General features: G+C 34.7%; 15 protein-coding genes. 10 read left to right on the top strand and 5 right to left on the bottom strand.

The annotated features are described in order from the left end of the window. Window positions 1-87 precede the first annotated feature (87 nt). The 4 genes from M2326_RS12960 to M2326_RS12945 all read right to left on the bottom strand — a co-directional run bounded on the left by M2326_RS12960 (window position 88) and on the right by M2326_RS12945 (window position 6,323). Window positions 88-879 (bottom strand): IclR family transcriptional regulator, encoded by a 792-nt coding sequence (locus tag M2326_RS12960; protein WP_108741606.1) that lies wholly within the window; start codon window positions 877-879, stop codon window positions 88-90. 104 nt (window positions 880-983) lie between these two features. Then, window positions 984-2,183 (bottom strand): family 16 glycosylhydrolase, encoded by a 1,200-nt coding sequence (locus M2326_RS12955; protein WP_264619980.1) that lies wholly within the window; start codon window positions 2,181-2,183, stop codon window positions 984-986. Between the two features lie 293 nt (window positions 2,184-2,476). Next, window positions 2,477-3,733, bottom strand: coding sequence for a glycoside hydrolase family 117 protein (locus M2326_RS12950; RefSeq protein WP_159086036.1), 1,257 nt, complete (start codon window positions 3,731-3,733; stop codon window positions 2,477-2,479). A gap of 31 nt (window positions 3,734-3,764) precedes the next feature. Then, the gene (locus tag M2326_RS12945) at window positions 3,765-6,323 is read right to left on the bottom strand and encodes a glycoside hydrolase family 2 TIM barrel-domain containing protein (protein ID WP_264619979.1); all 2,559 of its coding nucleotides are present in this window, start codon (window positions 6,321-6,323) and stop codon (window positions 3,765-3,767) included. A gap of 487 nt (window positions 6,324-6,810) precedes the next feature. Between M2326_RS12945 and M2326_RS12940 the strand changes: the two genes are divergently transcribed. From M2326_RS12940 to M2326_RS12905, 8 genes are all read left to right on the top strand, one after another. Beyond that, window positions 6,811-8,466, top strand: coding sequence for a helix-turn-helix transcriptional regulator (locus M2326_RS12940; RefSeq protein ID WP_264619978.1), 1,656 nt, complete (start codon window positions 6,811-6,813; stop codon window positions 8,464-8,466). A gap of 372 nt (window positions 8,467-8,838) precedes the next feature. Further along, the gene (locus M2326_RS12935) at window positions 8,839-11,943 is read left to right on the top strand and encodes a SusC/RagA family TonB-linked outer membrane protein (protein WP_264619977.1); all 3,105 of its coding nucleotides are present in this window, start codon (window positions 8,839-8,841) and stop codon (window positions 11,941-11,943) included. A gap of 17 nt (window positions 11,944-11,960) precedes the next feature. Beyond that, on the top strand, window positions 11,961-13,727 hold the full coding sequence (locus tag M2326_RS12930) for a RagB/SusD family nutrient uptake outer membrane protein (protein ID WP_264619976.1): 1,767 nt from the start codon (window positions 11,961-11,963) through the stop codon (window positions 13,725-13,727). Between the two features lie 23 nt (window positions 13,728-13,750). Further along, window positions 13,751-15,361: a hypothetical protein gene (locus M2326_RS12925; protein ID WP_264619975.1), complete on the top strand. Its 1,611-nt coding sequence runs from the start codon at window positions 13,751-13,753 to the stop codon at window positions 15,359-15,361. 264 nt (window positions 15,362-15,625) lie between these two features. After that, window positions 15,626-17,029, top strand: a complete 1,404-nt coding sequence (locus M2326_RS12920) for a sulfatase (RefSeq protein WP_264619974.1) — start codon at window positions 15,626-15,628, stop codon at window positions 17,027-17,029. Window positions 17,030-17,042: 13 nt separating this feature from the next. After that, the gene (locus M2326_RS12915; RefSeq protein ID WP_264619973.1) at window positions 17,043-17,573 is read left to right on the top strand and encodes an SDR family NAD(P)-dependent oxidoreductase; all 531 of its coding nucleotides are present in this window, start codon (window positions 17,043-17,045) and stop codon (window positions 17,571-17,573) included. Further along, the gene (locus M2326_RS12910) at window positions 17,570-17,893 is read left to right on the top strand and encodes a glycoside hydrolase family protein (RefSeq protein WP_264619972.1); all 324 of its coding nucleotides are present in this window, start codon (window positions 17,570-17,572) and stop codon (window positions 17,891-17,893) included. The genes M2326_RS12915 and M2326_RS12910 overlap by 4 nt, the downstream gene beginning before the upstream one ends. A gap of 15 nt (window positions 17,894-17,908) precedes the next feature. Then, entirely contained in the window at window positions 17,909-18,085 is a 177-nt protein-coding gene (locus M2326_RS12905; RefSeq protein ID WP_264619971.1) for a hypothetical protein, read from the top strand. Between the two features lie 180 nt (window positions 18,086-18,265). Here the strand turns inward: M2326_RS12905 and M2326_RS12900 are convergent, their stop codons facing one another. Next, window positions 18,266-20,803 (bottom strand): VPS10 domain-containing protein, encoded by a 2,538-nt coding sequence (locus M2326_RS12900; protein WP_264619970.1) that lies wholly within the window; start codon window positions 20,801-20,803, stop codon window positions 18,266-18,268. 596 nt (window positions 20,804-21,399) lie between these two features. Here M2326_RS12900 and M2326_RS12895 point away from each other — a divergent pair. Both M2326_RS12895 and lacZ read left to right on the top strand, forming a co-directional pair. Then, window positions 21,400-22,914, top strand: a complete 1,515-nt coding sequence (locus tag M2326_RS12895) for a sulfatase-like hydrolase/transferase (RefSeq protein WP_264619969.1) — start codon at window positions 21,400-21,402, stop codon at window positions 22,912-22,914. A gap of 15 nt (window positions 22,915-22,929) precedes the next feature. Then, window positions 22,930-26,151, top strand: a complete 3,222-nt coding sequence (gene lacZ, locus M2326_RS12890; RefSeq protein WP_264619968.1) for a beta-galactosidase, LacZ type — start codon at window positions 22,930-22,932, stop codon at window positions 26,149-26,151. Window positions 26,152-26,157: the final 6 nt, after the last annotated feature.

Raw genomic sequence — 26,157 nt, 5'->3', positions numbered from 1 at the left:
TTTGAAACAAGTTTCGTTAATAAAAAAAGGAAATAAAAAAAGTACCTAAAAATCTTAGGTACTTTTTACTAATTGGTTTGTAGTTGTTTACCTTTCGATATAACCAAGTTTAGTAGATATTTCTAAAGCATACTTAGCGATTATCTTTCCTTTTTCCTCAAATTCCGAATGGGGTAACCGACCATGAGGAGCTGTTATCCAAAGACAGGCAACAGGACTACCTTGCTCATTAAAAACAGGAGCGCCAATGCAATGGATTCCTTGAATATCTTCGCCGTTATCAATGGCATATCCTAATTCTCGAACAGATTTTAATTGTTCTTTAAATTCTTTTTTGGAAGTAATGGTATTCTTGGTGAATTTTTCAAATTTAACCGAACTCAAAATGGCATCTACTTCTTCGTCTGGAAGAAAGGCTAAAATTGATTTTCCACCAACCGAGCTGTGCAAATGGAAACGCGTTCCCAATTCAACAAAAAGTTTTACAGGATAGGAGGAGGAGACTTGTTCTAAGATAGTACCGCTATTACCAAGAACTACGCCCAGCATTACTGATTCTTTCAACTCGTCACGTAACGCTCTCATGATATCAATCGACAATTCGACAATACTTTGCTCATTCATTGAAGAAATCCCCAAGGTTAACATCTTTCTCGAAAGCGTGATTTTTTTGGTGGTTTCGTTCTTTTGAAGATAGTTTTTAAAAATCAAAGTATTGGTTATACGAAAGGCACTAGATTTGGTTACGTCCAAAGTCTGAAGGATTTCAGACAAAGTAAGTCCTTTTGGGTGCATTGCTAATAATTCTATGATTTGTAATCCTCTTTCTAAATTTGGAACGTTATAGTTTGATTTTAAATCTTCTTTTTCTTGAGTCATTTGATTGTGTACTAGATAGTGTGCAAAAATAGTTTTATTTATTTGACTTTGAAAAAAAAATATATTTATAAAATAAGTTTGATTTTAACTAGTTTATGTATCCTCTATTCTGGTTTATAAACTCTAATCCAGTCTACGCGCATGGTTGATCGAGCATCATCCAACACGGATGGATCAGTAAAGTAATTTATGCCTTGTGATTGTCTCCAGGGTTGGGATGCGGCCGAAATAATTAAATACATATCCTTGGTAAGTCCAGTTCCACCAGCATAATTATTAGGGTCAATTTGGTTGATTGGCGTTGTTCTTACTAGTACACCATCTACATAATATTTTAATGTAAAAGGATCTAACCATAATACTCCATAATTATGGTAATCGTTTGCCCATTGTGTTCCCTTGCCATCAGCATAATAGGTTTCCAAACCAGATGGCTGGTAATCCTGAAATGGTGTTCTTATGAAGACATGATGACTTAAGTGTAAACGTTTGAAGTAGTAATCATTCGTTTTATCGCCATAAGCTTCTAGATTGTCAATTTCCTGAGTTGAGTCTTCGCTGAGCATCCAAACAGCTGAAGCTAATGACGATTCGCTAATTTTCACTCGTGCTTCCATATACATTGGATAGCCGACTTTAGTTTTAGAAGTAACTATTCCTGTTCGAATTATATCTCCAGTTGATTTTTTTTCGATGGTAGCTTTGTAGACTAATTCTCCACCAGTAATGGTTGATTGAGAAGCAGAATATACAGTTGGAAGAGCTCCTGTCCATCCATTAAAGAAACGGTCTTGCCAGTTGGTGGTAAAATCGGCTGTTTTTCCATCATAATTAAACTCATTGGAGAAAACAGGTTGAATAACCCAACTTTTATTGTTTCCAGCACTTGGTAGAAAACTAACTTCGCTTGGTTTTTTGGCAGTTGTCAGTTGTTTTTGATCACCATAAAAAGTTACGGAACCAGCTACAAAATAGGCTTTTAGGTAATAGATTTGGTTTTCTTTTAATCCTGTCAAAGTGAGATCAAATGTATTGGAAGTACTAGTAGTTATTTTTTTATTGGTTGCTGTAGTTGGGTTGGTGGTTTCTCCCCAGCAGATTCCTCTTTCGGTAATTGTTAAATTGTCATTTCCTAAAGTAATGGTTCCTCCTGTTTCAATTTCAGAATATAAAGTTGCGCCCACAGGAGTCTTGGTGCTAATGGAAGTAGCTTTGGGAGTCGGCGCTGGTGCTTCGTCTTTTGTACATGCAGCCGCTATGACAATAGAAAAAGTAATGAACATTAGTGTTTTGAAAAATTTCATAGTTTGGTGGTATTGGTGTTAATACATATTAGTACATACAAATGTAGTTTAAGTAGCTATGATTGTGATAAAAAGCAACTAGATATAAACTAAACAATAAAGCGGAAACTGTTTTTAAGTTGTTTTTTGTTAGTGGTTTATGTTTTTTTTTTTAACATTAAAGGTATGGATTGATTCATGTTGTTAAAAACAATACTGCATCACTACACTTCCCTAAAAGATAACTCCTCTTTTTGAATTTACTTTTAAAGTATATCCAAAAAGAGGAGTTATTGGTGAATAATTGAATTATTCTATTTATGCATGTTCTCTGCTTTCTCTGTTTTTCCGTTTACTGATTTTTCACCAGCAGCAACGTGCGTTGTTTTTCTTTCAGAAGAGAAACGCATGATGCTTTGGTAATTCCAGTTATTGTAAATATGCGTTAATCCCCATCTCAAAATCTCAGTTGGCTCTTTTTCATTATCTGCTGTTCTGTTCAATCCAATTGCATGGGGTGCATCTTTGATAGAAGCTTTTATTTCGAAATTAATTCCATCAGGAGACCATTGAATGGTATTTTTTTCAGGTCCGTCGGTTGTGATTAACGAAGCGATTCCGCCGTTGTAAGGCCAAACGCAAATTTCGTGTCCACTATTACTGATAGGGTTATATGGGGACTTAACATAAGGTCCAAGTGGGTTATCTGCTATGGCAACACCATGACGGATTTGGCGACCACCAAAAGTCATTTCTTCACCCATTTGCTCTCCTTTGTAATACAAATAAAATTTCCCTTTAAAAGGCAATATACATGGGTCATGTGTTTTATGGCTGTCAAAATCTCCTTTTTTCTCGACCATGAAACGATTGTCTTCTGTACCTTTCCATACACCATTTTGAGCAGGTGCAATTACGGGAGCATCCAATTTTTCCCAAGGACCGTTTGGTGAATTAGACCAAGCCATACCTACTTTTTCTTGAACACGTACATTGTAGATTCCTTCAACTGTTTGGTAGCACAGGTAATATTTACCATCCCATTTCATGATTTCAACTGTAAAAACAGAACGGTCGTCATAAGAACCTTTTTTTCCTCTAGGAATTGCAATTCCTTCTTCTTTCCAAGTCCAACCATCTTGTGAAGTTGCGTACCAAATATCGCAACGATCCCATGGGAAAACTTTTTCGTTCGCCATATCGCCACCAAATCCCTGTGTTGGACCAGTACTTTTTGTGTACCAAACATAGTATTTTCCGTTTTCTTGGATAATAGCACTAGGATCTCTTCTAACGACACCTTCTTCGTAGGCTAAATCACCTTTTAGGGGTTGTAAGCCACCAAATTCGATAAACCATTCGTTACCTAAATCTTTAGGCCACTTTAGTGCTCTTTTGGATGCTGCACTTAAGTGATTTACATCCATAATACCTAGTTTATCTTTATATTTTATGGCATCAGCCTTTAGCTGTTTTTCTTCCTCTTTTTTACATTCTACAGATTGACCTACTGCCGATAGTGTCATTCCAATTGTGAGTAGTCCAAAGACACTTTTCTTAATTGTATTCATAATTGAAGTTTGATTAGTATTACAATATTACTTAATTTTTACTAGTTAATTTGATTTTACTGGTGAAATTAGTTTTTTCTGTGAAATTTATTTTATTGTTTTCGAAAAGAACCTCTTTTAGCTCGACTGTTGCGTTTGTAGGTGCTCCTTTTTTCGATTGAACAATAAGCAAACATCTTCCTTTTGAGGTGGTTATAGTATTTGATTGAAAATCCTGAACATTATCGACTTCTCCATTATCTACTCCAAGTATTTTTACGTTTCCATCAATCGAAAATGTGATTGTTGGATTCACTGTTTTTACAGGGTTATTGTCTTTATCAACTACTTGTGCTACGATATGTGCTACATCATATCCATCTGCGGAGAGACTAGTCTTGTCTGTTGTCAATTGAACACGGTAAGCTTCTGTTGGCGTAATTCTTTCAAAGGTAATTTGCTTCCCTGACTTGCTACCTTTGGCAGTTAACTTTCCAGCTTGAAAAGGAACGGCCCATTTATAAATACGATCATCAAAATCGTTTAGTCTTTTCTTTCCTAATGATTTATCATTCAAAAACAATTCGACTTCATCACAATTCGAGTAGATTTCGACAATTGTCTTGTCTCCAGATTGGTACTCCCAATGTTCGTTGACATCATGCCAAACCCAAAGCGCAGTTTCCCATCCATTTTTCTTTTTTTCTACAGGCTCTCCTGTTTGTTCATCAATTTTATAGATTGATTTATTCAGTCTTTGTGTGGCAATATATAATTCAGGAGCATCATTCCATAATGATTTCATCATGTGGTAGGATGGTTTTTCGAATCCAGCATAATCTAATATTCCACTATCTATTCCTTTTTTAGGCCATTGTTTATTGGCTTCGCCCAAATAATCAATACCTGTCCATAAATAAGTTCCAGAAATAAAAGGACGTTCAATAATGGCTTTCCATTCGTGCCATTGTGCTACGTTTTCAGTACCCATTATTGGTAATTCAGGATAGTTTTTATGTCCATAATCGTAAACTACTCTGCGGTAGCTGTAACCAATCATGTCTAATGCATCTGCATATCCTGATTCATAACTTGATGACGGAAGGATACAGTTAGCAATAACATATCTAGTGGTGTCCATTTCCTTAGTCCACTTTGCCAGTTTTTTAGCAGTTTCACCAATGTCGTATTTCTCCCTAGGAAGGGTGCGCAAGTTTTCTTGAATTTTCTCAATAGAATTAGGTGGAAGTGACCAGAAATAATTTCCGCTCCAATCCATATTATCAAAGAAACCAGTGGCTTTTGCATTTCGTTCGTATGTCCATTCAATTTCATTTCCAATACTCCATTGGATGATGCTTGGGTGGTTTCTATGTGCTAACATGGTATTTTTTAAATCACGTTCTGCCCATTCTTGAAAATGTTCACCGTATCCGCGGGTAATCGCGTCTACTGATTGTTCTTTCATGTTTTTACGTTTGTCTTTTGGATTGTCCCATTCATCAAAAAACTCATCTTGAACCATTATTCCCATTTCGTCACAAAGCGAAATAAATTCATCTGAACCTGGATTGTGAGAGATTCTGATTGCATTTACTCCAGCTTCCTTAAGTTTTTCAAAGCGTCTTCTCCAAACTCCTTCTGGTACAGCAGCTCCTACAAGACCAGCGTCATGATGCAAACAAACCCCTTTGATTTTCATGTTTTGACCATTTAGGTAAAAACCAGTATTCGCATCAAATTTGATAGTTCGGATTCCAAATTTAGTCTGATTCTCATCGACTGTTTTTCCGTTTTGTACAATTTTAAATTGTGCCGTGTACATACTAGGACTCACTACATCCCATAATTTTGGATTTTTTACAGTGGTATCGATGTTGAATTTTGTTTCTTTCTTGGAACTAACTTTTCCTTTTGTGGTTTGTTCGGCTACTTTTTGCCCTTTACCATCAAGTATTGTTATGATGATGTCAAAAGTCTCATCCTTATCAAAGTTGTTTTTAACCTTAACTTCTAAGTGAACTTTGCTTTCTTGCAAAGACACTTGTGGAGTTGTGATATAAGTTCCCCAAATAGGAATATGTAGGTTGTTTTTGGTTACTAACTTTACATTTCTGTAAATACCAGATCCAGTGTACCAGCGGCTATCTACATATCTTGAATGGTCTACTTTTACCTTAATTTGATTGCTGTTATTGTTTAAATAAGCACTTAAATCATAAAAAAATGGAGAATATCCGTATGGGTGTTCGCCCAATTTTTTATCATTTAGCCAAAGTGTACTGTTATTATATATTCCGTCAAATAGAATATAGGTAGTTTCATTTTTGCTAGGTTTTACTTTAAAATCTTTTTTGTACCAACCAATACCTCCTAAAAGATATCCTGTTGCACCTTCTCCTTTTATAGAGTCAAAAGAAAAACCAACACTCCAATCATGTGGGAGGTTTACATTTTTCCAACTGTCATTGGTTGTGTTTTCTAACTTGAAATTCCAGTCAAAATTAAAATCTTGAGTGTTATTTTGAGCACAAGCACAAACCGTAATTAAATTAAGAATGCCGAGCTGAACTATTTTTTTTACGGAATATTTGGACTTTTTTTTCTTCATGATGATAAGTATATAATTTGTAATTGTTGGGTCTAATGTTTAGTTCTTATGATTGTTTTTATATGTTTAAAAAGGAGTTCTAAACTGAATCATTAATTGTTTTTTATGTTCCTAAACGAACTGAGCTTATTATAATTTTGTTCCAGATAAACTTAAAGTTTCTAGTAAAAAGGGGTTTATGGTAAATTGATTATTATGTTTATAACTGAGATTTTGATATAAAAAAGGATTTTAAAATAGTAAATATGAAATTGTGTATCATAATTAATGCGAATATTTCTGTGATACAAATATCTTATAAATATGGTTCTTGGTTTTTAATATCGACTAGACATAAACTGAACATTGGTGTTTTTTGGCAATTTTTTACTTTTATTAACTAGACTGTAACTATATTGTACTCTTTTAGAATTGTTCTCGTATCGTTCGGTTCAAAATCATTGACTATTTATAAACCAAATTCCAAACCAACTAAATATTATTTAATATGAATAGAAATACTTTTTATAAGTTTTTGAATAAATTTTGTATTTCAACAAATACAAAGTTTATTCTATTGACAGTCTTTTTATTTACGTCTTTTCATTTTTACAGTCAGGAGCATAGTGCTACCAATCCTTACCTAGAGAAGGCAAATGAAATTAAATATACTAATTATAAAGGGGCTATTTATCATTATAAAAAAAGTATCGAATACAATACTGAAAATAAGGACACCGTAAATATTATTTTAAACTTACGTGATATGTCCGACTTGTACGCCCACAGATTAGATTATGGTAAAGCTTATGATGGCTATTGGAAAGCACTTTTTTTAGCGGATGCTTCCAAAGATGATTATTCGAAAGCAATGATTTACCAAGGTTTAGGTTGGTTGTTTAGTTACTATGATAGGGATATGGAAGCACTCCGTTATTACAATAATTCATTAAATCTTACTAAGAATAATAAAGGCTTAGGGGAAGTGAAGAAATTTGAATTAATGATTCAAGATTATTTTTCTATTTTGAATTTATATCGTGTTAATGGGGATTATGTAAAATCAAAAATATATTTGGATAGTTGTCAAATTATACACAATAAACTTAATAGAGGGGATAAAAATTATTTCGTGCGAGTCGAAGCGGCTTTTCTGAAGGCAGTTGATAAAAAATATGATTCAGCTTTGGAGGGTTTACAAGAATCCAATCTGTATTTTGAAAAAAACGATCCATCGTATTTAATCATTATTAACTATTTGATTGCTGAAGTACACCGACTAAAAGGTGATGTAAGTCAAAGTATATTGTATTATGAAAAATCGTTGACTTTCTCTGGGAAATATCACAGCCATGAGAATTATATCATCATGGATCATGAGGCTTTGTCTAAAACGTATGCAAAAACTGGAAATTTCCAAAAAGCTTACCAGCATTCTAACTTAGCTAGCCAATTAAATGCGGAAGTTTTTGGGAAAGGGAGTAAAAATAGTCAACATTTGTTTGAGATTAATGATAAATATAGGGTTCAAAAACAAAAGGAACAAGAGATTTTAAACAAGCAACGTATTGAGCAATTAGAAAGTGAAGAAAAAGTGTGGTTCTTGAAATCCATCTTATATACTATAATAATACTCTCATTAGTTTTATATGGATATTTGTTTGTAAGAAGTATAAGAAGAAAGCATAAGGCAGAGAACAAATCTATTGCCGAGAAGCAGGAAATGGAATTAGTGAAAAGTAAAGCCATTTTAGAATTAAAGAATAAGGAATTAACTAGTTCTGCTTTACAATTAATAGAGAAAGAAGAGTTTATAGAAAGGTTGAAACTTAATTTGACAGATGATAAGGATGTTGATGTGCGGACAATTAACAAAATGCTGAAAACAATTCAAGGATCACCTAGTAGCAACTGGAAAGAATTTGAAGCCCGATTTACGGCTGTTAATCAAAGTTTTTATACCAATCTAAAAGAGAAATATCCCGAATTAGGACAAACAGATTTAAAGATTTGTGCACTTATAAAATTAAATTTTTCAAGTAAAGATATGGCTTCACTTCTAGGCATTTCATTTGAAAGTGTGCATACGTCACGTTATCGACTTCGCAAGAAATTTAAGTTGGATAGGAATGATAATTTAAATGAATTCATAGCTGATTTTTGATCCCTATAAAAGTCCTTATTTGCAAAAAGCTTCGATTTACTGTCAGTAAGTCGGAGCTTTTTTTATTACATATGTTTTTTTAAATACCAGAATTTGGTTTTAAGTCGAGATCACTTTAGTGCATCAATAAAATATTTAAAATATAGTTTGTTGTCACGTCTAGTTGTGTGAGTTTAACTGTTTTTTAAGGGACTTTAGCTCATTTTTGTTAGTTGTGTACAGTTTTAATCAAGTTGGTTTTTAGTTGTGTTTGGTGTTGAATATATAATTTTGCGATGTAATAATTGCGATATCAGGAATATATATTGGTTTTGATTGAGTAATTGTTAGAACAACTAAAGACAAATTAATTAACCTATTTAAAAATTTTTTATGAAAAAAAAGAATGGATTTTGGAAAAAAACATTTCCAATAATGTTTTTTCTTCTATGCTTTTGTGTAATGAATGCACAAAGAAAGGTGTCTGGACAAGTTAAAGATGATACGGGATTCCCATTACCAGGAGTTTCGGTATTGGTTTCTGGGACTAAGATTGGTGTGATTTCAGATATTGACGGTAAGTATGCTATTATGGCAAAAGATACCGATGCATTAAGTTTTTCTTATGTTGGTTTTAAAACACAAAAGAAAATAGTGGGTTCGGCTACCCAAATCAATATAGTATTAGCGACAGACTCCAAAGTACTTGATGAAGTAGTAATCAATGTTGGTTATGGTAAGCAAAAGGTAAAAGAAGTAACTGGAGCTGTAGTCCAAGTAAAATCTGATATTATTGATCGCGCTCCTGTTTCGGATATTAGTGAAGCAATTCAAGGTCGTGTTGCTGGGGTAAATGTACAAGCAGCGAGTGGACGACCAGGAGAAGCAGCAAATATTCAAATACGTGGTGTAGGTTCCTTGTTAGGAAAATTAGAGCCTTTATATGTAGTTGATGGTGTGCCTTATGAATCAAATCCGAACATTGCTCCTGATCAAGTTGAGACAATGGACATTTTAAAGGATGGTGCGGCTGCGGCTGTTTATGGTGTTAGAGCATCTAATGGTGTAATATTAATAACAACCAAAAGAGGAAAACCTGGTAATGTATCAGTGAATTTGTCTACTTATACTGGAATTCAAAATATTTATTCAGGTACGCCATTAATGAATACGCAACAACAATTGTTTGCAGATTTTACGGTACAACCGGTATTGAATGGTGGTAATCTTCCGGGGTATTTTATATTAACCCCTGAGTTATTGAACTATGATACCAATTTTGTGAAGGATGTGCAGAATAACAATGCGATTCTTAGAAATTATAATTTAGGAATCTCAGGTGGTACCAAAGATTTGTCTTTGAATTTTAATACTAGTTATAACGATCAAGATGGAGTTTTAATTAATTCTGGATTTGACAGATTAAGTTCTAGACTGAATGCTCAATTTACTAAAGGAAAATTTAAAGCATTCGCTACTATAGGCTTGACTGAAGAAAATAGACAACAAGAGCCTTTCGGTTTGTATGAATATAGTATAGGTCAAAAACCTTGGCAACTGCCTTTAGGTGACTTGAGTATTAGTGGAGATAATGTGGTAACCATTCCTGTTGACAATACTATTTATTTTGGATTTTTAGCAAAACAATTGCAAAACACCGATGAAAGAAAAGTATCCTCTTCAAATATTGCAGTAAATTTAGAATATGAATTTTTAAAAGGGTTGACTTATAAAATAAGTTTAAGTAAAAATAAATATGATTATCAAAGAAAATTCTTTATTCCATCGTATTTAATTTATGGATTGGATGGAAAGTTAAATGCTACGGCATCAACTCTTCAAGCGCAACTTACAGAAGAGTATACGTTTACTGAGAGAAATGTGATTGAGAATATGTTGAACTATAATGTAAAATTTGGAAAACATAGTCTAACAGCAACTGCGGTTTCTTCTTATGAAGATTTTAATTCGAAGCAATTAACAATTGGTGCTATTGGTTTCCCTACAAACGATACCCAAGAAATTGGGCAAGGTCAACAATTTAAATCGCCAACTAGTTTTGTAAACACTTATACTTTGGCAGGATTATTAGGTAGATTTCAATATAGTTATGATGAACGTTATTTATTCTCAGCTAGTATGCGTAGAGATGGTTCTTCAAAATTCTTAAACAATCGTTATGCTACTTTTCCTTCCGTATCTGCAGGATGGAATATTTCTGAAGAAAAGTTCTTTAAAAATTCATTTTTAGGGAAAAATGTTGGAAGCCTAAAATTAAGAGCTAGTTATGCACAATTAGGAAATCAAGACGTTCAACCTTATACGGCAACTTCTCAAATTGAAACGGGTGTTAATTATTTATTTGGTTTGAATGAAACACTTTCTTCTGGATTAATTCAAAGAAGATATTCTAACCCAGATTTAAAATGGGAGACCAGTACTTCTAAAAACATCGGTATTGACTTGGCAATGTTTAGAAACAAATTGACATTCAATGCAGATATTTATAGTAATGACAAACAAGATATGTTATTACCATACCAGACACCACCTTCTGCGGGTACATCACAACCAAATGCGGAAACTGTTTACAATCCTATTTTTATCAATGCTGGTAAAATGACAAACAAGGGTATTGAGATCGCATTAGGATATAAAAATCAGCTAAATAATGGATTGAAATATGATATCTCATCCACATTTACTAAAAACGTAAATAATATTGTTGATTTGAACGGGATTGACAGAGGGTACCCAAATGGTAGACCAACAGTTTCTTTAGGAGACGGAATCGATCAAACTACTTTTTTTGCTGTAGGTCATGAAGCGGGAGCTTTCTTCTTATTACAAAATGATGGTGTAATTAAAACGAATGAGCAATTAACGGAGTACAAAAAAATTAATCCAACTGCTGTCAAAGGAGATATGATGTATAAAGATGTTAGCGGTGCAAATGGTGTTGCAGATGGTAAGATCGATGAAAATGACCGTGTATATTCAGGTTCAGGTCAAGCTGCCTTTGAAGCTGGTTTGAATATTGACTTAAAATATAAAAACTTTGATTTATCGGTACAGTCTTATTTATCCTATGGTGCTGAATTATTTAATGGTGCGCGTTTCTTTGCTTATACACAAGGAAGACATTTAGACCAATTTTCACAATGGTCTCCACAAAACCCAAACTCTGATATTCCAAGTTTTAAAAATAGTCAATCCTCTGAAAGTATTAGAGCTAGATCAGATTTTTGGTTAGAAGATGGAACTTATTTGAGAATTCGAAATATAACAATTGGTTATTCATTACCTAAAGAATTACTAGAAAAAGTTAAAATTGGAAGTTTAAGGTTTTATGTGACTGGATTTAATCCTTTTACATTTACTAAATATACTGGTTATGATCCTGAAGTGGGGGGTAACGGGATAAGTACAAGAGGTGTTGATAAAGGAAATTATCCTGTGGCTAGAAGATTCGTTCTAGGAGCTCAAGTTAAGTTTTAACAACTAATTAAAAAAAAATGATACAATTTAAAATAAAACAAAAAGCATTGTTCATTACCATAATGACATGCTCCATTTTATCACTATCTAGTTGTGATGAGAAAGATTTTCTAACGGTAAATAACCCTAACTCGGTAACTGAGGCTACATTTTGGAAAACGCCTACACAGTTTAATAGTGCCTTGACAACTGTATATGCTGCTTTGCAATTTCAATCAATAAGTGGTAGTGGTTTGCCGGATGAAGAAGTAAGAGCGGATATTGCAGATACCTTTACTTTTTTCAGGCCATTGATTTATAGACAATTAACGTATACGGATAATAGTCCACAAGTGGTAAGTAAATGGAGTGAATTATATATTGGGATTTTCAGAGCCAATCAAGTAATTGGTCAGATCGAAAAGGTTGATACTTCGACTTTTGCGCCAAATGAAAAGGAAAATATTTTAGCTCAAGCTAAATGTTTAAGAGCTTTTTTCTATTTTCAATTAATTCACACTTATGGTAAAGCGGTGATTCGTACAGAGGTTTCTACTACCGATTTTAATAAAAAATTGAGTAGTATTGAAGAAGTTACAAATACAATAATTATTCCAGATTTGAATTATGCTAGACTAAATTTACCACCATCATGGACTGGTTTAAATATTGGAAGAGTAACTTCTGGTACAGCTACTTCCTTACGCGGAAAAGTATATTTATACGATAAAAAATGGGATCTTGCTGCCACAGATTTTAAAGAAGTAATTGACTCGAATGTTTATACTTTAACGCCTAAAATTTTAGACAATTTTACAGATCAAAATGAATTTAACTCAGAATCAATTCTTGAAGTAGCTTATAGTTCTACAGCAAGTCCAGGTGCTAGTGGAAACAATGTTGATGATACTCCATTTGCATCAGGTGCTGAGGCAAATGCTGTTGGTTCACAATATGCATCCATCGGAGGATTTGGAGGCTTTAATACGGTTATCTCCAATTATTATTTACATGAATTATTTTTAAGTGACGAAGTAGACACCAATAATGCTGTGAATGCACCTGTTGGAGGAGTTACCAACAAGCAGTCTAAAAGACTTACCGCTTCTATAGCTCCAAAAGATTTTGAAGGAACCTATTTTGGTGTAACCAATACCAATACTCAAGTACATACTTACAGAGGTTTAGGATTGACTGCTATAGTAAAAAAATATACCAACTGGTATCAAGGAACGGCTGAAATAGCATTAAATCGTAGTGGTATTAATTTTAGACATATCCGTTTGGCAGATGTTTATTTGATGTATGCAGAGGCTGTATTAAATGCAAGTACGCTACCTGCTGGTGTATCTGATCCTATTGCAGAATCAATAAAATATATTGATTTGGTGAGAGAAAGAGCTGGGGTTAAAACTTTAAAACAATATTTAGCCGCTAACAGCAATACGTTTCCTCAACTTAATATTAGTAAACAAAGGTATATAACTCAACCTATGGTGGCTCCTACAAAACAAAATTTAATGACGCATCTTCAAATGGTGGAAAGACCATTGGAACTATGTTTTGAAGGACATCGTTGGAAGGATTTAGTACGTTGGGGAATTGTAAAAGATGTGTTTACAACTCTGGGATCTAACTTGAGTTGGAGAAGAGATAATTTTGCTACCATTGTAGGGAAAGCACCATTGACAATTGAGGGGTCGGTTAATTTATTAGCATTAACAGCTGTGGCAAATTATCAGTCTTCATTTCATGACTATTTCCCGATTCCTGCAACTGAATTGCAATCAAATAAAGGGTTATAAATAATTTTTATAAAATAAAAGATATGAAAACAAATTTCAAAATAGTTATAGCGGTTTGCATTGCCATATTTGGTTTGCATTCTTGTAGTGACATATACGATACAATCAATTTAAATGAGGCTAATAGTAGAGTAATCGCAACCTCACAAATGAATTTTGCAAATACTATTAGAATAGGAACTAGTATTACTCTTGGGGACCTTTCTTCTGGGGTAGAATCTAGATTGTGGACTTTACCAACTGGAGTTGCTGATATTGTTGATTCAGATAATGATGTTACTTCAACTGCTGCAAATGTCAAAGCAATATTCAATGTGGTAGGTGTGCATGATGTTAGATTACAACAAGTTTTTAGCGATAATGCCTTCACTGTATTAGAAAATACTGCCAAAGGGAAAGAGTTAGATACCATTTTTCAGGTTACTGTTCTTCCTCAGATTAAAACGGTCCTAAAAGTGAATGTTTTGAATTCGAATGGAACTGTGGGAGCTCCATTAAATTTGAGTAATGGTGCGAAGAATCAAGTTACAGCAGGAAGTGTTGTTCGATATGTAGTAGAATCTGCAGAAGGTGCTCCTGCAAGTTTTACTTGGACTACAGGTGCTACAGTGGTAACTTTATCTAATGATAAAAGAACTTTAGATGTTCGATACAATAAAGTAGGAAATTATAATTTTGACCTTCTGGCTAATACGGCTAGACCATTTGGCGAAGAAAAAACTAGTTTTTCGGACTTAATTACGATTATCCCTTCTACTGCTCCAGTAACGCTTCTTGAAGTTAAAAAGAAAGATGGTAAAATTTCTCTTGTTTTTAGTAGAGAAATTGATCCCGTTTCAATTAAAGCGAATGAGTTCTCGGTTACGTTAACAGATAAGAATAATGCGAGTCTTTCATCTACAATCGCTTCTGTTACCCGTGATGCAGTAGATACGAACATACTTATTATTACTTTGAACGGTCGTACCGTTTATGATGATGATAAGGCTTTTGTTTCTTACTCAGGAATAAATTCATTAGTAACAAGTGATGGTGTTTTTTCTGCTACTTTTTCAGCAAGAGAAGCAGCTGCTAGTGGTGTGAATGTATTAATAGGAACAAATTATGACTATAGCTATGAAACAATTGGAATAGCAAGTACTAACTGGAGACAAAACATCACTTTTTGTGGTCCGTGTACAGCAGCCAATAGTAGTTATTTGTACTCTACAGAGCAAGTACATTCAGGAAATAAGTCATTAAAACTAACGGTTAAAAACGGTGGTGTAGCTGCTTTGTTGAATACCAGTGACGGAACTGATGTTGGGGATATTACCTTTCCTGTAGTAGCTGGAGGAACATACGAAGTGGGAGCGTGGACGTACCTTCCTTCGACTAATACTTTTGGAACTAGTTCTGTTGAAATGAGAACATTTATAATAAGTGGAGCAACTCAAGTAGATCCAGCATTAGAATTTGCTACATTTAATTCAAGTTCTCCAACTAATCAATGGGTTTACGGAAAAGTAAACGTAGTGATCCCAAATGGAACGGGTAAACTTGTATTCAGAACCAGAAATAATATAGGGGGAACAACTCCTGTAACAGTTTATATGGACGATATTACAGTGAAAAAATTGAATTTAAGACCATAATTGTTTTTAGTTTAAGTTAGTTTGAAAAGGCGGTTACATTACAAAATGTACCGCCTTTTTTATGTCTTATTTTTTTCGAATAGAAGAAGCTCGAATATTCAACTCCCCATTCAAAGTAATTGTCCGCGGTTTAAAACTGCTGGTTCTTCGCCTAAATTAGTGGAAATTAAAATTGGGTACAGCGACATTACAAGAAATGCTATTGCAATTAAAATAAGAAATCCAGAGCGTATAAATATTTAGGTACATTTAAAAATTAGTAAAATGAGTATTAAAATTAACAAATTAACAACACTGCTTTTTATAGCAATAGGACTTTTTACCGCAATAGGTATAGCACAGAAAAAACCGAATATAGTTCTCATTGTTTCTGATGATGCAGGCTATTCCGATTTTGGTTTTCAAGGCAGCAAAGTCATGAAAACACCTTATTTAGATCAATTAGCAAAACAAGGAGTGAGATTTGAGCAAGCTTATGTTACCGCTGCAGTTTGTGGCCCTTCAAGAGCTGGATTGTTAACTGGAAAGTACCAAGAGCGCTTTGGTTTTGAAGAAAATAATGTGCCAGGTTATATGGTTAAATCATGCCTAGCGGATGATGATATGGGATTGCCATTAGATCAAAAAACTATTGGAAATTATATGAAAGACTTGGGCTATACAACCGCTATTTTTGGTAAGTGGCATATGGGAAGTAATGATGAATTTCATCCTTTAAAACGTGGTTTTGATACTTTTGTTGGTTTTAGAGGCGGGGCTCGTAGTTACTACAAATACGATCCCGATGATAAAAATGTAAAGACCGAAAATCGGTTGGAACGTGGTTTTGGAAACTTCCAAGAATCGAATGAATACATGACCGATGTTTTGGCAGATGCCTCTATTGCCTTTATAGAAAAAAACAAAAACAATCCGTTTTTCGTCTATCTCGCCTTCAATGCTGTTCATGCACCATTGGAAGCAGACAAAAAAGATTTGGTCAATTTTCCGGAATTAACGGGTAAACGCAAATCCTTGGCCGCTATGACACTTTCTCTTGACCGTGCCTGTGGTCGAGTTTTTGAAACATTAAAAAAATTAGGATTAGACAAGAATACGATTGTTATTTTTACCAATGATAATGGTGGTCCAACCGATTCTACAACCGCAGATAATTTACCTTTGAGTGGTATGAAGGCGACTTTGTTGGAAGGCGGAATCAGAGTGCCTTTTATTATGAGCTGGCCAGGCGTCTTACCCGAAAATATAGTTTATAACAAACCCATTTCTACTTTTGATTTATTGCCAACTTTTTACAAAATAGGAGGCGGTAAAATTATGGATTTAAAAGATATTGACGGAGTGGATTTATTGCCTTTTGTTTTAGGTAAAAACACCAATTTACCTCACCAAGAATTATTCTGGAAAGGCGAAGTTGGATCAGCAATGCGAGATGGAAATTGGAAATTACTTCGTTTTCCAGATCGTCCTGCAGAATTATTTGACGTAGAAAAAGATATTTCAGAGATGCACAATCTAGCCGATCAAAACCCAGAAAGAGTAAAAGAAATGTACAAGAAAATATTTTCTTGGGAACAAACTTTAGAACGTCCCTTGTGGATGCTCAAACGCAAATACGAGGGAGATGCTATCAAAAGAATGGACGTTTACTGGAAAAAAACTGAATGAAAATCTGATAAAAATGAAGACTGATTTTACATTAAAAAATAAAGCAATAGTAGTTACTGGAGCAGCTGGAGTTCTAGGGGGAGCATTTGCACAAGGAATACATGAAGCAGGTGGAATAGTCTGTATTCTAGGGAGAAACAAAATAGTTGCAACACAAAGAGCCAAATCAATTGTAGATGCTGGAGGAACAGCGATTGCTCTGATAGCTGACGTAACCATTGAGAGCGATTTGATTCGAGCACGCGATCTAGTACTTTCTAAATTTGGAAAAATTGATGGCTTAGTAAATGCAGCTGGTGGAAATATGCCAGATGCCGTGATTCAACCAGAACAGGATATTTTTAAAATGAATATGGGCGCTTTGCAAGAAGTCATGTACCTTAACTTATTTGGAACCGTTTTACCTACTCAGCTATTTGGCGAAGCAATAAAAAATAGTGCTAAAACTGGGAGTATTGTCAATATTTCATCAGTGTCAACCGTTCAAGCTTTGACAAACCTATTATCGATGTCAGTCCAAATACTGAAGCTCTTGATCCCTTGATGGTTAGTAATCCGTCTATTACGCAAAGACCCGACGGAACCTATTTGATGGTCTATAAAGCAGTAGGGAAAAAGAAACCCGGGATTATGGGTGGTCCCGTAGTGCATTGCATAGCTACATCCCAAACGCCAACAGGTCCTTTTAAAAAATATGACAAACCAGTTTTTGTTACTGAAGGATATGATTTTCCTGTCGAAGACCCTTTTATCTGGTACCAAAACGGAAAATACAGAGCCATTCTCAAAGACATGCATGGCGCTTTTACAACAGCAGGTAGGGGATTGGTTTTATTCGAATCGAATGATGGTTTTGATTGGTAATTATCTAAGAACGCTTTGGTTTCTACGCTAGAAATTAAATGGGAAAACGGCACAGTTCAAAAATTAGAGCACCTAGAAAGACCACAATTGTATATCGAAAAAGGAAAACCAGTCGCCATACTATGTGCAGCTGATATCGTTGATGATAAAGGCGTTTTGCAATCATATAATGTTCAGATTCCGATAAAGTAATTTTACTTAAACGATAAAATCGTATCATTTTCGAAGCATTAATTCAAAAATGGAGCACCAAATAGAGGTGGAAGTTATAACAAAAAAAAAACCAAGATGTGAGTCTTGGTTTTTTTTTGTTTAATCTATAGAAAGTACTTATGAGGATAGAGTAGTAAACCATGCCCTCATTAAAGCTACTTATTTTTTTAGCATTGCTTTGAACCAACCACTTCCCCAAGCAGCGCTCCAAATAATATTTTCATTGACTGGGTCTGGTTTTACATCCACCATTTTATTTGGCTGTCCGATGCCTTTATTGATTTTTGACCAGTTTTTTCCAGCGTCTTTGGTTAAATAAATTCCAGGATTTCTAAATTGGCTTTCTCTATTACCCACTTGTGCAGGAACCGTTACCAAAATAATATTGGAATTTGCAGGAGAAACTTCTGTTTGCCATACATAAGGTGCAATAAAGAATTTGCTCCATTTTTTACCATTATCGGTACTTTTCCAAACACCACCAGTTTCAGCATCACCATTGCGATACCCTGCAGACAAGAACATATCGCTTGTCTTTCTATCAATAAACAAATTGTTTACCCCTTGAATTTCTGATGGGATATTCATTTTTTTCCAACTTTCGGCTTTATCTGTTGAAACGTATAAACCATCTGGCTCATTTCCTGAAAACTTGTTCAAACAAGCATAAAGAACATTGGAGTTTTTAGGATCCATAATAATTCTTCTAACGCTTCCTTTTTCTGGTAATCCATTATTATGTGGTTCCCATGTGTAACCTGCATCAGTGGATTTGTAAACACCAAAACCACCTTTTGTCAAAACTTTTTCGTTTACCGAATTACCAACTTCAGAAATTGTTCTTCTAATCGAACAGAAATACATGTTGTTTGGGTCTTTTGGGTCGATAGTCAATGAATAAGTCATTGCAAGACCTTCGTACGAATTATTTTTTCCTTCGAAAATGGTTGAAATATCCTCCCAAGTTTTTCCGCCATTCATTGTTCTTCTTAATTTTCCTCTATGTTCTTGTCTCCAAGCTATAAAGTAAATAATATCCGGATTATTTGGATGCACCGCAACAGTTGATATGGAATGTGCTCCATCATTTCCGCTATGATCGTGAACTTGTCCTTCAATTTGTTTCACTGCTACAGCATCTTTGTCTGGATAATCGCCAAGATCTGCAGTCTCCCACAAACCATGTTCACCACTACATAATAAGTATCTGTCTTTTTTTCCAGTTTCTAGCAACATAAATCTTCCTGGTAAATCACTATCACCACGACCTACCCACGCATTGCTACCTGGTTTGGTTTCATAATCATCAATTTGTTGCCAGCTTTTTCCGTGGTCTGTAGAGCGTTGTGTTTGTTGACCAATTCCAATAAATACATCACCAACAGAATTTATAGCCAATAATCTATTTCCGAATGCAGTTTCGCTTAGTTCTTCATACGAACGAGCAACATGAGAAAATTCTACATTGGCACCAGTTGGATTCCCTTTGTCTTCCCAGTATTTTTTGTCCTTATTTGTTAACCAATATTGTCCGGCACGAGCACAAATCACCCATGTTTTTCCACCATCAACCGTTTTCCAAGCATCACCAGGTCCAAAAGTTTTATCATGACGTTGGTTTTCAACTAGGTAAATTTCGTCTTTATTGATAGGATTTACCACGATTCTATTAAATGCAGAATAAGTGTTTTCTGGAAGTTCAGGATATAAATTTTTGGCATTTACACCCAAAAAGAAACCTATGTTTTTAAAATAGTTATTCAGGTGAGCACCGTAGGTTATTTTATTGAAGTTCACACCAAGATCACCTGTAATGTTGTTCCAACTTTTACCGCTATCTGTACTTTTATACACGCCACCTTTAGTAGAAATACTTTTACCGTTCGGTTCATAAACGGTTTGTTCCACCATATATAATACAAATTCTTTGGTTTTTGCATTGTAATAGGAAGTTAAATCTCTTGGTAATTTATTTGGCAGCCCTTTATTTGCGGCTTTCCAATCATCTCCACCATTAGCACTTGTAAAAACGCCAAAATTGGTAGCAATAATCATTTCATCTGGCTTACTTGGATTGATGATAATACGAGCAACATCTAATTTTTCATTAATATTATTTGCTATTTTATCCCAACTTTTACCACCGTTTTTAGTTCTTAAAATATAACCATATTGAGCTCTATCGTGATATTTACCGTGAAGATTTTTCAGTGATCTGTGGTTATCTTTTACATTCCATAAATCTCCTGCTCCAATAAACCAAATAGCATCATTTGTTGGATGGATGGCCAATTTAGTATGTGCATTGCTTCCTGATTTTTTTTCTCCAGGTATGGTATAAATTAATTTCCAAGTTCTTCCTCTGTCTTTTGTCTCAAAAAGCTTTCCAGCACGTTCTAAAGCCAAACCAAAATCTGGATTTTTGGTAGAAAAAGTAATATCGTGAACGCGTTCTAAATCACTACCATCACCATCACTATCTTTTATGGTTTGCCAAGATTTTCCGTTATCCCATGAACCATAAGCGACATGCATATCAGGGCCCATGAACATAACATTTTTATCTGTTGGATGGCACCAAAACTCTTCATTGTAACCTGACATTCCTGGTCCAAAATTCTTCCATTCGACAGAAGGATCGGATATAACTTTTTCCTCTTTTAATTTTTTAAAATATTTTTTATCAATTTGGGCCATTGATAAAAACGGAATTAAGAAAATAAAACAAACTTTTTTTTCATTATTTTACAAATTTATTTAGAGGTGCAAGGTAGGATATTAGTGGTCTGCGTACTGATAGTTATGTGCTAATAACTATAACAAAAGATTTTTATTCCTATGAATGGACCTGTTTTTGAGCTTAACTTATAGAAAAATAATCCAAAATATAGCATCAGTTTTTCGAACCTTTAGAAATTTAAACTGACGAAATAGTTTCTGTTTTACCAATAAAATAGGATTATTTATTCACCATAAATGCATTCCCACTAGATATTAACTGAACAAAGAGACCAAATAGTGTGCTTTGTCATTTTGTAAGTTGGTATTGAAGGATAATAGTTTGATATTTGTTATGTAGTGGTTGTATATTATAGGAATGATTAACAATTTAATTTCAGTCAAAAAGCGCCAGAATAACGAAATTTGAACATTTGTAGTACTTATAAAACCATTTGGAGCTACTTTGCTGCCTTTTAATAACAATCTTTGCAATGTTAGTTTTAGTTAGTTTATTATAATACTCGTCCACTCATAAGGGGCGAGTATTACTTTTTTTAATTTAAAACGATATCATGAGATTTAGCTATTTTACTTTATTTGCAGTGTTATTTGTTTTAAACTCAAATAGTATAACTGGTCAAAAGAACATCAGTAATAAACCCAATATCGTTTTCATTTTTACAGACGATCAAACTTATACATCAATTCACGCACTTGGTAACAAAGAAATCCAAACTCCTAGTATGGATGCTTTGGTTCAAAACGGAACCACTTTTACAAATGCTTATAATATGGGCTCCTGGAGTGGTGCCATCTGTGTTGCTTCGAGAGCGATGTTGATTACGGGTTGTTCGGTATGGAAAGCAAATGAATTTATCGAAAAAAATAAAAAAGCAGATACAGCACCCGAAACGTGGGGGAAGCTCATGGAGAAACAAGGATACGAAACGTACTTAACAGGTAAATGGCATGTCGAAATTCCTGTTGGAAAAGTATTTACACACACCAAAGATGTTCGTGGCGGAATGCCAGCAGACGCTTGGGAACATGGGAAAATGGTTCGTCAATTTGATTCGATTTCCAAAATACCCGGAGCCAATGCTAGAGCGTTGATGCCTAACGGTTACAGCCGTCCAGAGAGTAAAAACGACCATTCGTGGTTGCCTTACGATACTTTAAAAGGAGGACATTGGAAAGGTGGAACGCACTGGAGTGTTGTTTTAAAAGACGATGCGATTGCGTTTATTGATCAAGCAAAAACCAAAAAAGATCCTTTCTTTATGTATTTGGCATTTAGCGCACCACACGATCCACGCCAAGCACCAAAGGAATACCAAGAAAAATATCCTTTAAACAAATTAACGATTCCGAAAAGTTATTTACCAGAATATCCTTTTAAAGACGCAATTGGTAATGGACCAAGTTTAAGAGACGAAGCGTTAGCTCCTTTTCCAAGAACCGAATTTGCGATTAAAACACATATGCAAGAGTATTATGCAAGCATTACTTATGCCGATGAGCAAATAGGACTTATACTTGATGCCTTGAAAAAATCGGGAAAAATGGACAATACCTATATCATTTTTACCGCCGATCACGGTTTGGCAATGGGACGACACGGTTTAATAGGAAAACAGAGTTTGTTTGATCATAGTATCCGAGCTCCTTTTGTGGTGGTAGGGCCAAACATTCCTAAAAATAAAAGAATAGACGAAGATATTTACCTTCAAGATGCTATGGCAACGTCATTGGAATTGGCTGGAGCGGTAAAACCAAGTTATATTGATTTTCATAGTTTCTTAGATTTGGCAACTGGTAAAACCAAAAAAAGTCATTACAAAGAAATTTACGGAGCTTATCTAGATTTGCAACGTATGATTCGAAAAGATGGATACAAATTATTGGTCTATCCAAAAATCAATAAAGTATTGTTATTCGACTTGAACAAAGACCCAGAAGAAATGAACGATATCGCTGGACTTCCTGCGAACAAAAGTAAAGTGAGGGCTTTGTTCCAAGATTTACTCAAAGTACAAAAAGAAATGGAAGATCCTTTGGATATTTCCCCAATTTATAAAACATTATAACTAAAATTAAAACCATTGAAAACGAAAATCCTTTTAGTAGTCCTATTTTTAAGTGTTGGGTTGTTTGCGCAACAAAATGATTGGGAAAATCCCGCTGTGAATCATATTAATAAACTCGAAGCGAGAGCTACATTCTATTCGTATGAAAATGAAGCTTTGGCTAAGCAAAATCTTAGAGAAAAATCAGTTTGGTTCAAATCATTGAATGGTGATTGGAAGTTCAATTGGGTACCAAAACCCGCTGATGCTTCAACAACTTTTCAAGAGTTAAATTTTAATACTTCTTCATGGAAAACCATTGATGTGCCTTCGAACTGGGAAATGCGTGGGTACGGAATTCCGATTTATACGAATTCGACTTATCCATTTTTTAGTGATTTTCCGTTTATCAATCACAACGATAATCCTGTTGGCCATTATGTGAAATCTTTCGAAATGAATGATACTTGGAAAGACAAGGATGTGATTCTACATTTTGGAGGGGTTTCTTCTGCTTTTTACGTTTGGGTAAATGGAGAATTTGTAGGCTATAGCGAAGACACTCGTTTGCCATCTGAATTTGATATTACCAAACATTTGAAAAAGGGACAAAATAAAATTGCCGTAAAAGTGTACCGCTGGTCAGACGGTAGCTATTTGGAAGCACAAGATCATTGGCGTATGAGCGGAATAGAGCGTGAAGTGTTCTTGCAAGCAGTGCCAAAAGTGAGACTGTCTAATTTTGTTGTTCGAACAGACCTTGATGATAAATATGAAAATGCTACGTTGCAAATTCGTCCAACGTTTGAAGCTAATATTGTCAATAAGTACATTGAGAAAGTAGGACATTTTGGCGACGATCCGTTGCACACTACGGTTGATGACTGGACTTTATCGACACAATTATTAGATGCAAACGGGCAAGTTGTAGGCGGTAAAAAAACAATCAAATTAAAAGAATATTTTGGGGAAAATTATCCACAAAGAGACAATGTAAATTTTGCTATGATCGAAACAGAGGTAAAATCACCTCGGAAATGGTCTGCAGAAGATCCATACTTGTACACCTTGTTATTTTCTGTTCAAGATGACAAAGGGAATGCGATACAGTTTACCAGTACCAAAGTAGGTTTTAGAGAAGTTAAAATTGATGGCAGAGGTCGTTTTTTGGTGAATGGAAATCCAGTAAAAATGATTGGAGTGAACCGTCACGACCATAATATGATCAATGGTAAAGCGGTTTCTAGAGCCGATATGGAAAAAGATGTGCAATTGTTGAAGCAGTTTAATTTTAATGCCGTTCGTACTTCGCATTATCCAAACGATCCTTATTTTTATGATTTGTGTGACCAATACGGAATCTATGTTATGGACGAAGCCAATCTAGAATCTCATGGTATTCGAGGAAAATTAGCCAACCAACCTCTTTGGGCAGCGGCTTATTTAGAAAGAGCGATTAAAATGGTACAACGCGATGTAAATCATCCGTCGGTGGTGATTTGGTCGTTAGGTAACGAATCGGGGATGGGACCAAACCATGCTGCTATGTCGGCTTGGATTAAGGAATTTGACCCAACACGCTACGTACATTATGAAGGAGCACAAGGAGACCATACAGATCCTCGTTACCAAAAGAAGTTTAATTCAAAAATGGCCAATCCTACAGATCCAAAATGGGTTGATATGTTGAGTAGAATGTACCCGACACCTCAGGAATTGCAGGATTTAATGGATCAAACCAGTTTTGATACTCGACCAGTGGTGATGTGTGAATACGCACACTCAATGGGGAATTCAACTGGAAATATGAAAGAATATTGGGATGTGATTTATAAAAATGACAGAGCTTTGGGAGGTTATATTTGGGACTGGATTGATCAAGGTGTAGTAAAGAAAGACAAAAACGGTAAAGAATTTTTTGCCTATGGTGGCGATTTTGGAGATACACCCAATTCTGGTAGTTTTTGCATAAACGGAATTATTACTGCCGATAGAAAACCAAAACCAGCTACTTTCGAATGTAAATATGTAAATCAACCTGTGGTGATTTCAGCAACAGATGCTTCAAAAGGGAATTTCACTATTTTGAACCGTCATCATGCTGTCGATTTATCTCAATATGATTTGGTTTGGACTATTACCGAAAATGGACAATCAATTCAAGTTGGAACGATTCCAAGCTTGAATACCAAACCGTTTGCTACGGAAGCATTTGCTGTTAATTTCAAGAACATAAAATTCAAAGAAGGTGCAGAATACTTTATTACCATTCAAGGAAAACTAAAAAACAATACAGTTTGGGAGTCGAAAGGCTATGTTGTTTTCGAAGAGCAATTCGAAATTAATAATCCTAAGAAAAACGAATCGGATAAAGAAGTAAAAGCATTTTCTTTAGATACCAAAGAAACGGCTCTAGAAGTGGTTGTTCAAAACAAATCGATTGAAGTGGTTGTGAATAAAAAATCAGGTTTCGTAACCAAATTAAATACCAATGGAGTAGAAGTATTGGCAAGTCCATTAAAGCCAAATTTTTGGAGAGCGGAAACTGAAAATGATGAAGCCTATCGTAATGCCAAGAAATTGAAATCGGAATTGGACTGGATGAAAGCAGGAGAACGTTTTGAAGTACAAAATGTAAAAGTAAATACTAACGATGATAAGAATGTCGTGGTAACGGTAAAAGGTGCTATTGCCAATCCAAAATCGGACTTAACATTAACCTACACTATTCAAGGAAACGGAAAACTAAAAGTAGATTACACCGTATCAATTGATACTAAAGCGCCAAATGTTCCTAAAATTGGGATGCAGTTTGATACCAATAATCAATTGGCAAACCTTACTTATTTTGGAAAAGGGCCTTTCGAAAATTATCAAGATAGAAACGTCGGGTCAAAAGTAGGCTTGTATTCTGGTAAGGTGAATACTCTGGACCAATCCTATATTTACGTAGAAGATTATGGTAATCGCACAGACACAAGATGGTTTCAATTAGTAAATAAAGCAGGTAAAGGATTCATGGTAAATCAAGGGGATAAACTACTTAATTTTAGTGTTCAGCCATATGCTACAATGAATTTACAAGAAGCCAAACATACTAATGAATTGATCGAAAGAAATGTATTTACAGTTAATGTTGATTTAATTCAAATGGGAGTTGGAGGAGATGATACTTGGTCGAAAAGAGCAGAATCTCACCCTCAGTTTTTAGTTAAACCAAACACCTATAGTTATTCCTTTTATATTAGTTCAAAATAAAAAATT

Source organism: Flavobacterium psychraerolatum, from assembly GCF_025960985.1.
Lineage (GTDB): Bacteria > Bacteroidota > Bacteroidia > Flavobacteriales > Flavobacteriaceae > Flavobacterium.
This window is presented reverse-complemented; position numbering and strand designations above follow the sequence as displayed.